Genomic DNA, 7,857 nt, shown 5'->3' with positions numbered 1-7,857 from the left:
TGGGCCAGTTCGGCCTCGCCCGCCCGTGCGGTCCCCAGGGCGGCGGCCTTCGCGAGGGCGTCCTCGATACCGGTCCCCGGCATGGCCGGCGTCGTGCCGGGCCCGGTCACCGGATACCACCCTGGCACCGGTGGCCGTCGGCCAGGAGCCGGACGACGGCGGCCGGGGAACAGAGGGTACGGGCGTGGGCGGGCGGAACGGCCCAGTGGATTCCGGCAGGGCCCCTACGGTCGGGACGGGGCACGGTGAGGTAGGTGTCCGGACCGAGCACGGAGGCGTACCGGGGGTCCCAGGTGTCCGCCGGCCCGGCGGGGACGAGGGCCAGGTACCAGCCGGGCGGCGACCAGATGACGGGGCCGCCCAGCGGGGCCAGGACGGCGGTTACGGCGGACCGCCCGGGGGTGCTGGCCGCCGCGTGCACGAGCCCCTGCTCCATCTTCACCACGTCGAACAGGCTCCCCAGAGCAAGGACAGCGGGACGCCCGTCCCGCCAGTCCCGGAACGCCGACTCCGGATCGGGAATCGATCTCGCCAGCCAGCGCTCGACGGGGGTGATGGTCAGCGGATGATGCTGCGTCATGATCGGCTCCATGTGACGACAAGCGACGTACTTGTCACATCGTGGCCGCCTTGCAAGGTCCTGGCGTTGACAAGCTGGCAACGCCAGGACCCTTGACCGGAGTTGACTGAGCGTCTAGACCCCACACCAGTTCGCGAACTCCAACAGATCCCCCGACGCCCTTCCCCGCGCCCTCAACAGCGCCGCCACCGTCTCGTGCACTCCGGGGTGATACCGGGTCTGCTGCGCCGCTGCCTCCCGCGCCCTGCTCAGCGACTTGAAGGCGTCCTCGTGCCGGGCCGTCCACGTCTCCGCGCGGGCCCGGTCCACCCAGTAGTGGCCCGCCCTCGCCCCTGGATAGTCCGCCGGCAAGCGCACCTTCCGTGCCTTCTCCAGCGCACGGGCGTGCCTGTCCCTGTCCGAGGACGCCGACATTCCGTGAATCACGCAGTTGATCGGGCCGAACACCAGCCCGTAGTCCCGCGTCTCGCCGGTCTCCGCAGCGATCTCCCCGGCCGCCGCCAGCCAGTCGTCCGCACCGCTGATGTCCCCTCGGCGGCTGGACAGGATGGCACCCTTCAGATGCAGCGCACCACGCACGGCCTTTGTGGCCGCCACCCCGTCGTCGTCCAGATCGTTCAGAGCCTGCTGGACAAGGAGGACCCCGCGGTCATGGCGGGCGGCGTCCGCCATCAACTGGGCGCGGTCCCACCGTTCGATGGCGACTTGCCGTGGGTCACCGGACCTTGGGGCGGAAACAGCCATCCGGGAAAGCGCCAGACGGGCGAGGTCCATGTAGCCGATCTGGCGACCGACCACGTACACGGTGCGGCACAGCCCGGCCTGCAACCACGCCGCCCGCTCCAAGCCACGCCCGGGGGCCTGCGTCAGCACCTGGGCGTTCACCTCGGCCAGCAGCGCCGGAAGTTCCTGTGCGATCTCGATGTACTCGGCTCGGGCGCGCCGCTCATCCAGCTCGGCCACTGCGATCTCCAGATCGGAGAGCGGACGGGGCGGCGGGTCGCCCTGGCCCAATGGGATGTCCCAGTCGTCCAGGGCCATACTGATCGGCGTTATCAGCCGATCGAGTTGGTCGGCCTGCACCTGGCGGATATAGGGCTGTCCGTGCAGGACCGAGATGCTCACGGACAGGGCTCGGGCGACTGCGGAGACGACGGCGGGGCTGGCTTGGCGCTGGCCGGTGACGATGCGCGAGAGCATCGACGGGGAGACGTTGGCGCGTCGCCCGAGCTCCCTCAGCGAGTAGCCGCGAAGGGCCCTCACTCCCTCGATACGCGACCCGATTCCGCTGGTGCGGTTGTCGGAGGGGTACGTCATGCTGAACTCCGCTCTGCGGTGACACTCAGAACGGTACGCCCGGTCGGCTCCGGGCGGCATCGCCTCGGCCCTCATGTGGGGCCGGGGCGCTTCTTGTTGACGCCCCGGGATGACGAAAGCGTTCCTCTGCCCTGCCCTGCCCTGCCCTGGCCGCAGCCGCAGTGGTCGGGGGCGCAGGGTTCGGGCCGGGGGCGGGATGCGCTTCGCCTCCGCGAGGTTCGGCGCGAAGGTGTGTGCCTGCCGGGCGTGGCCGTTCCAGTGCTGGATCAGGCGAGGTGCCCCGGGGTTCACGTGCCCGGCCTGCGGGGGGGGCGGCGGCGGGACGGGGCGGAGGCGTCCGGTCCGGAGGTTCGTGCTGGGCGGGACGGAAACATCCCGACCGGGTGCCGGCCACCTGCCGCCGCACCCAGGGGGTGCGCTGCTTCCATGGCTCGGCGGCGCACCGAGCTACGTGATCACGGACAACCTGTCCGCGCGCAGACCCGGGCCCGGCACGCCCACCTGCGCCGGCGGCGACGCCAACGCCCGCCACCGCGACATCCTGGCCGCCGAACGCGAGGAACGCGCCCGCGTCCGAAGCGAGCAGGGCATCCGCCGGGGCGGACGCCCCCTCGCATCCTGAACTCGGGTGGGCCCTCGCGTCACCTTCGCCAGAACAGGTGGTGCGTCACGCCGCTCGGGCTGGGCACGACCTCCAGATGGAACCGGTCGAGCAGCTCATCGGGGGACTCCCAGAGTCGTAGTCCGGACCCGAGCTCTACCGGCGAGACCGCCACATGCAGGGTGTCGACGAGGTCGGCGTCGAGGAACTGCCGGATGGTGGTGACCCCGCCGCCGAGCCGGACGTCCTTGCCCTGCGCCGCTTCCCGCGCCCGTTCGAGGACCGTGGACGGGCCGCCGTCGACGAAGTGGAACGTGGTGTCGGAGAGCGTGAACGACGGACGCGTGTGGTGGGTCATGACGAACACCGGCGTGTGAAACGGGGGCTCCTCGCCCCACCAGCCGCGCCACTCGTGGTCCGGCCAGGGTCCGCGCTGGGGCCCGAACTTGTTACGGCCCATGATCTCGGCGCCGATGTTGCGCGCGAAGTCCCGCGTGAAGTAGTCGTCGAGGCCCCGGCTCCCTCCGGGATCCGTGCGCATGGGCCAGCTCGCCGTGACTCCGGCCCAGGCGAACAGCCTCTCGGGATGGTCGAGGCCGAACGGCCGCTCGCGACTCTGGTGCTCACCGGCACCGATTCCATCGTTCGAGACGTTGAAGTTCATGACTCTCAGCAGTTGATCCACGTGTTTCCTCGCCAGGTCCCGTCACGTCATCGCGCGGCGAGGCGCCGCACACCATGACGTCGAACGGGAGGTCGCCGGATCGACAGCGGCCCACAACTTTTTTTCCAAGGCGTGCCAGGAAGCGGCCCCTGCGTCGCACCGGGTCACCGCCCGTCCGATCCCTCCCCCACCAACCCGGTGAACGCACTCGGTCAGAGCGCTGGACGGCGCTCACCGCGAGGGTGGCGCCCCGCCACAGGGCCCCTCGGCTCACTTTGAGCAGGCGGAGCCGGGGCACGACCTCCGCCGTCTCCGGCCGGTGGTACGGCGCGGCCTAGCCAGGGGGTCCAGGGGGCGTCGGGGGTCCGGCGGGGCGTCCGGTGGGGCGTGCGGTGGGGTGTACGCGGGCCCTGTTCGCCGCCGCGGTGCCGTGGGTCCAGCCCGCCTCGTCCGTGGCTCCCCGTACGCGGGTCGCGACCGTCTCCGGGAACATCCGGTCCGTATGGTCGGCCACCGCCGCCTCGCGGGCGGCGAGGACGGGGAGGAGCAAGGGGCTGGAGGCGCCGGGGGGCCCTGGGATTTCTGGGGCGCCGGGGGCGCTGGGGGTTCCGGAGGGGGCGGACGCTTCCAGGGCCTCGCGGGCTTCCGCCGCCGCCTGGGCCGCCGCCTCCGCTTCCGCCTGGGCCGTCGCCGCCGCCAGGCGTTCGCCCAGGCGGTGTGCGTACGCCAGCAGGAAGGACTGCCGGAAGGTCTTCGTCCGTTTGCGGCCGCCCGCGCGCTGGGCCGCCTCCGCCCGGGTCATCGCGGCGGTGCCCTGCACCAGCAGGGAGGTGTACAGCAGCTCCACGGACTCCAGGTCCGGCTCGAAGCCGACCACCGTGGAGAAGCCGTACGCGCTGTTCCAGACCGCGCGGCAGCGGTTCGCCCCGGCGACGGCGTCCAGCAGGATCGCCTTCGCCGTCTCGTACGGGGCGTCCACGCCGATCCGGCAGGCCCCGGGCACATCGCCGCGGTGCGTACGGTCCGCGAGCAGCGCCTCGTCGATGCTGTGCCGCGCCATCAGCTCCTGCGCCTTGGCGGTGAGCGCCTCGGCCTCCTCCGGGTAGCCGGTCGCCTCCGCCTTCGCGAGCAGCGCGCGGATCCGGGTGAGCATGCGCGGCTCGCCCTCGGCGGGCGGGAGGTGGAGGGGCGCGCCGGGGACCGGGCCGACCGGTTCGAGCGCGGGAAGGCGGGCGAGGAGGCGGTACAACTCCAGGACGGTGGTGGCGTGGGAGAAGCGGTCGGGCGGGGGCGGTGCGGCGCCGTCTTCGGCCGCTTCCCGTTCCAGGTCGGTCAGTTGGGTGGCCCAGCGTGGGGGGAGGCGGTCGTAGCGGCGTGTCTCCGTCGCTGCCAGGCCGGCGAGCAGGCACAGGTGGGGGCCCGGATGGGGGCCCGGCAGATCGCGGCGGACCTGGCGGGCCACGTCGGCGGGCTGCCAGCCGCGCTCCCAGGCCAGCCGGAGGAACCACTCGCCCCGGCGCCGGAGTTCCGGGTCGGCGGCCGGGTCGGCGGCGAGCAGGGAGGCCCCGGTGTCGATACCGTCGGCGCCGTCGCCGTCCGCGCCGGTGGCGAGCATCGCGGCCACGGCGCGCTCCACCGTGCGCGCGGGCCCGCCGGTGGCATGCTGCTCCCTCGGGCCCATGGGGCGCCTCCCCGGAGTAGTGGAATCGTCTGCGGTCGCCTGAGGTCGTCTGAGGCCGCCCGAGATCGTCTGAGGTCGTCTGAGGTCGTCTGAGATCGTCTGAGATCGTGCGACGTTCGATGGTCGCAGGTGTGGGAGGGAGGGGAGGAATGGGGGGCACGGGGCAGCTTCCCGGTCACTTCCTGTCCCGCCTCCCGCCCCACCTCCCGCCTCACCCTTTGTCCACAGGCTGTGGAAAAACAACCGCCCTGCCCGCGCCTCGAATTACGCTGTGTGCATGGGTGAGAACAAGCGACGCATGCTGGCCGGTGAGTGGTACCTCCCGGACGACGAGGAGCTGGGCGCGGAGAACGCGCGGCGCTTCGCGCTCTGCGCGGCGTACAACGGGGAGGGCGGGGCGACCCCGGAGGGGCGGGCGAAGATCCTCGGGGAGCTGCTGGGTTCGGTGGGCGAGGGCGTCCGGATCCGGCCGCCGTTCCAGTGCGACTACGGGACGTACATCACCATCGGGGAGGGGACGTTCGTCAACTTCAACGCGGTCTTCCTGGACGCGGCGCCGATCACCATCGGCTCCCATGTCCAGATAGGCCCGAACGTGCAACTCCTCACCCCCACCCACGAACTGGACACGGAGCGCCGCCGCGCGGGGTGGGAGAAGGCGCTGCCCGTGACGATCGGCGACAACGTGTGGCTCGGCGGCGGGGTGATCGTCTGTCCGGGGGTCACCATCGGCGCGAACACGGTGGTCGGGGCGGGAGCGGTGGTCACGAAGGACCTGCCGGAGGGGGTGCTGGCCGTGGGGAACCCGGCGCGGGTGATACGGGAGCTGGGCGCGGCGGAGAGTCCGGGGGGTTCGGAAGGGCCGTGGGGTTCGGAAGGGCCGGGCGCGGCGGGCGGCGAGGGCTGACGCGGGTCGCGGTCGCCCCGGGCACGGTCGGCGGCGAGGGCTGACGCGGGTCGCGGTCGCCCCGGGCACGGGCGGGCGCGCCCTCCGACGCGGCGGCGCGGGGGGGGCGTTGTCAGACCCCGGTGTCAGACTCGGCCGTATGACCGAAATGGGCGGACCCGGGGTGGCCGGACGCTGGGCGGTGGCTCCGGCGGACGGCGGCGGCGCGCTGCTCGTTCCGCTGGGCGCGGACGGCCGGGCGGCGGGGCCCGTGGTGCGGGAGCCGGATCTCGTCGCGGCGGTGCGGTCCCGCCTGCCCGAGGTGGGGCGCTGGGTGTGGCGGGCGACCTCCGCGATCCACCCGCGCCTGCTCGCCGCCGGGGTGCGGGTCGAGCGGTGTTACGACATCGAGGCGAGCGAGTCGCTGCTGCTGGCCCACGAGGGGCGGCTCGGCGAGCCCCGGTCGGCGGCGGCGGCACTGGCCCGGCTGCGGAACGGTCCGGTGCCGCCCGACCCGCCGCCCCGCTCGGCGGAGCCCGGCTCGCAGTCCTCGCTCTTCGAGCCCCGCGCGGGCACGGAGATCGGCTTCGCGGAGCTGGTGGAGGTCTACGCGGAGCAGCAGCGGCGCCATGCGCTGGCCGAGCACCCCGGACGGCTGCGGCTGCTCACCGCGTCGGAGTCGGCGGGCATGCTGGTGGCCGCCGAGATGCACCGGGCGGGGCTGCCCTGGCGGGCCGATGTGCACCGGGAGGTGCTGGGCGAGCTGCTCGGGGAGCGGTACGCGGGCGGGGGCGAGCCGCGCCGTCTCGCCGAGCTGGCCGACGAGGTGTCGGAGGCGTTCGGCCGGCGGGTCCGGCCCGACCTGCCGGCGGATGTGGTGAAGGCGTTCGCCCAGGCGGGCATCCGGATCCGCTCCACCCGGCGGTGGGAGCTGGCGGAGATCGACCATCCGGCGGTCGAGCCGCTGATCCAGTACAAGAAGCTGTACCGGATCTGGACGGCGCACGGCTGGAGCTGGCTCCAGGACTGGGTACGGGACGGCCGCTTCCGCCCCGAGTACCAGCCGGGGGGCACGGTCTCGGGCCGCTGGACCACCAACGGGGGCGGGGCGCTCCAGATCCCCCGGGTGATACGCCGCGCGGTCGTCGCCGACGACGGGTGGCGCCTCGTGGTGGCCGACGCCGACCAGATGGAGCCGCGCGTGCTCGCCGCGATCTCCCGCGACCCGGGGCTGATGCAGGTCGCCGCGCACCCCGGCGACCTGTACACGGCGCTCTCGGACCGGGCGTTCGCGGGCGACCGGGAACACGCGAAGCTGGCGCTGCTGGGGGCGATCTACGGCCAGACCTCCGGCGACGGCCTGAAGAACCTGGCGGCGCTGCGCCGGAGGTTCCCGCTCGCGGTGGCGTATGTGGACGAGGCGGCGCGGGCGGGCGAGGAGGGCAGGATCGTACGGACCTGGCTGGGCCGGACCTCCCCGCGCGCGGCCGGGGCGGACGACGACGAGGCCGGGATCCCGCAGGAGGCGCCGGACGGGGACGGCGCGGGGGCGAGTGGACGGGCGCGGGGGCGGTTCACCCGTAACTTCGTCGTCCAGGGCAGCGCGGCCGACTGGGCCCTGCTGATGCTGGCCGCGCTGCGGCGGTCGCTCACGGGGATGCGGGCCGAGCTGGTCTTCTTCCAGCACGACGAGGTGATCGTGCACTGCCCGGAGGACGAGGCCGAGGAGGTGACGGCGGCGATCCGGGCGGCCGGGGAGCTGGCGGGGAGGATCGCCTTCGGCGAGACACCGGTGCGGTTCACGCTCACGACGGCGACGGTACGGCGCTACTCGGACGCGAAGTGAGGGGCTGACCGCCCATGTCCGGGGCGGCCGGTCCGGGGCGATCGGACGCGACGTGAGGGGCCGGTCACCCATGTCCGGGGCGCCGTACCCGAGGCGCGTACCCGGGCCGCCGCGTACTCGGGGCGCCGTAGCCGGGCCGCGTACCCAGGGCGCCGGTATCGAGGGCGCCGTATCCGGGCCGTACGACACGGCTCGTACCGTACGACCTGGCTCGTGCCGTACGACCTGGCTCGTGCCGTACGGCAACGGCTCGTACCGTACGGCGGAGGGCCGGCCCGGGGG

The 7,857-nt window shown here is 73.6% G+C and carries 6 protein-coding genes and 2 pseudogenes; 3 read left to right on the top strand and 5 right to left on the bottom strand.

The window, feature by feature from the left end:
• Positions 1-106: 106 nt before the first annotated feature.
• From AB0O07_RS27050 to AB0O07_RS27040, 3 genes and pseudogenes are all read right to left on the bottom strand, one after another.
• Positions 107-580: a hypothetical protein gene (locus AB0O07_RS27050; RefSeq protein ID WP_365637824.1), complete on the bottom strand. Its 474-nt coding sequence runs from the start codon at positions 578-580 to the stop codon at positions 107-109.
• A gap of 114 nt (positions 581-694) precedes the next feature.
• Positions 695-1,897, bottom strand: coding sequence for a helix-turn-helix transcriptional regulator (locus tag AB0O07_RS27045; protein WP_365637857.1), 1,203 nt, complete (start codon positions 1,895-1,897; stop codon positions 695-697).
• A 222-nt stretch (positions 1,898-2,119) separates the two neighbouring features.
• Positions 2,120-2,188 (bottom strand): annotated as a pseudogene (locus tag AB0O07_RS27040) (hypothetical protein); the annotation flags it as partial.
• Between the two features lie 41 nt (positions 2,189-2,229).
• On the opposite strand from AB0O07_RS27040, the pseudogene AB0O07_RS27035 reads away from it, so the two are divergent.
• Positions 2,230-2,519 (top strand): annotated as a pseudogene (locus tag AB0O07_RS27035) (hypothetical protein); the annotation flags it as partial.
• A 19-nt stretch (positions 2,520-2,538) separates the two neighbouring features.
• Here the strand turns inward: AB0O07_RS27035 and AB0O07_RS27030 are convergent.
• Both AB0O07_RS27030 and AB0O07_RS27025 read right to left on the bottom strand, forming a co-directional pair.
• On the bottom strand, positions 2,539-3,183 hold the full coding sequence (locus AB0O07_RS27030) for a dihydrofolate reductase family protein (protein ID WP_365637822.1): 645 nt from the start codon (positions 3,181-3,183) through the stop codon (positions 2,539-2,541).
• A 313-nt stretch (positions 3,184-3,496) separates the two neighbouring features.
• Positions 3,497-4,843, bottom strand: a complete 1,347-nt coding sequence (locus AB0O07_RS27025; protein ID WP_365637820.1) for a DUF2786 domain-containing protein — start codon at positions 4,841-4,843, stop codon at positions 3,497-3,499.
• 277 nt (positions 4,844-5,120) lie between these two features.
• On the opposite strand from AB0O07_RS27025, the gene AB0O07_RS27020 reads away from it, so the two are divergent.
• Together AB0O07_RS27020 and AB0O07_RS27015 are read left to right on the top strand one after the other, a co-directional pair.
• Complete coding sequence (locus AB0O07_RS27020) at positions 5,121-5,750, top strand: sugar O-acetyltransferase (RefSeq protein ID WP_365637818.1); 630 nt, start codon at positions 5,121-5,123, stop codon at positions 5,748-5,750.
• 139 nt (positions 5,751-5,889) lie between these two features.
• Positions 5,890-7,575 carry a bifunctional 3'-5' exonuclease/DNA polymerase gene (locus AB0O07_RS27015; RefSeq protein WP_365637816.1) on the top strand — a complete coding sequence of 562 codons (1,686 nt, stop codon included), beginning with the start codon at positions 5,890-5,892 and terminating at the stop codon, positions 7,573-7,575.
• The last annotated feature ends 282 nt before the right edge of the window (positions 7,576-7,857 follow it).

Source organism: Streptomyces sp. NPDC093085 (assembly GCF_040683935.1).
Classification (GTDB): Bacteria; Actinomycetota; Actinomycetes; order Streptomycetales; family Streptomycetaceae; genus Streptomyces.
This window is presented reverse-complemented; position numbering and strand designations above follow the sequence as displayed.